Source organism: Prevotella pallens ATCC 700821 (genome assembly GCF_000220255.1).
In the GTDB taxonomy this organism is placed as follows: Bacteria; Bacteroidota; Bacteroidia; order Bacteroidales; family Bacteroidaceae; genus Prevotella; species Prevotella pallens.
Genome location: NZ_GL982513.1, coordinates 1,339,790 through 1,341,292, shown reverse-complemented (window position 1 = coordinate 1,341,292; position 1,503 = coordinate 1,339,790). Strand labels below are relative to the sequence as shown.

The following is a 1,503-nucleotide window of genomic DNA, read 5'->3' as shown; positions in this document are numbered from 1 at the left end:
GAATGAGGGCATAGAGGTATCCCACTAGTCCATCTATAACATCATCCACAATGACACAACAGGGAAACTTGCAGAACACACAAGGCATAAGATGAAATACAGGCATCGTCCCAAAGGCGGACATCTTCCAATAAAGGACAGGGTGAGTATCCATGAAAGAAGTAAAGAAGTTGACGGGAAGAGATTTGGAGATTTTGAGATGGACTTGATCGTCGACCCTGCCCAGCACGCCATACTCACAATAGTGGAGAAATCCACCAATATGTTGCTTATGCAGAAACTGCCATTTGGAAAACTGTCAAAGCCTCTGGCAAAGGTGGTTAGGAAACTACTGCTGCCATACAAGAACAGCCTGAAGACAATTACAACAGATAACGGACCTGAATTTGCGGCACATAAGGACATCACCAAATACTTAGGCGTGCCAGTGTACTTCGCTGACCCATATTGTTCATGGCAAAAGGGAACTGTTGAGAATACAAACAAATTAATCAGGCAGTATATACCTAAAAAGGATTCGTTTGATAACTATACGGACAAGAGAATTATGTCCATACAAAAGAAATTGAACGAAAGACCAAGAGAAAAATTAAACTTTTCTACTCCAAAGTGTGAGTTCTTTAAACACCTTTTGTAATTTTGCACTTGCTGGTTGACTCTGCGGTTACTCGATATTGCTGAAAAAGCAAAAAAAGGCGAGTATGATGCAGCAAGAGATGGCTTTTCAACAGAAGAATTAATAAAAATAGATCATATTCTTAAACAAGGTGTGAAAGCTGGAATAACAGCTGCAACAATTTCACTTGTCTTAAAGGTTGCTCCAGAGCTTTATAAATGTCTTGATGAACTTTTATCGAATGGAACAATTGATGAAGAGGAACTTAAATCTATTGGCTTTGCTGCTCTTGAAGGATCTACCGAGGGCTTTATCCGTGGTTTTGTTTCTGCAACAATAATGACTTCATGTACATCTGGATTTTGGGGAGAAGCTTTGAAGTCTGCGACTCCAGAAGTCATAGGGGGAATGACTGTTATATTAATGAATACTCTTAAAGATTCATTTTTGTTAGCTAAAGGTGATATCACTCAAAATGATTTTACTTACAATTTACAAAGAAACATATTTGTAACTGGATGTGGTTTAGGTGGTGGTGTACTACTTCAAAGTTGCTTACCAATGATCCCGTTTGCGTACTTACTTGGTAATTTTGTAGGTTCAATGGTAGGGTCCTTTGCTTTCGTTGCATACGAACAAGCTATACTTTCATACTGTATATCATCTGGAAGTACTTTCTTTGGCTTGGTTGACCAAAACTATAAATTACCAGATGATGTCTTGAAAGAATTAGGTGTAAATCTATTTGCTTATGAGAAGTATACGTCCAATGAAAGTTCTGTTAGTACATACACTCCAAGTCAATATGAACCAAATTTATATAATGCTTCTATGGTAAAAATATTAAGAAGAGGGGTTATTAGTGTTAGGCAAGTAGGATATATTTA

The 1,503-nt window shown here is 37.6% G+C and carries 1 protein-coding gene and 1 pseudogene; both read left to right on the top strand.

Annotated features, from left to right (window positions below):
• Positions 1–637: pseudogene (locus HMPREF9144_RS05150) on the top strand (IS30 family transposase); the annotation flags it as partial.
• 15 nt (positions 638–652) lie between these two features.
• Positions 653–1,503 (top strand): hypothetical protein (locus HMPREF9144_RS13505; RefSeq protein ID WP_006044837.1); only part of this gene is annotated, 851 nt, incomplete at its 3' end.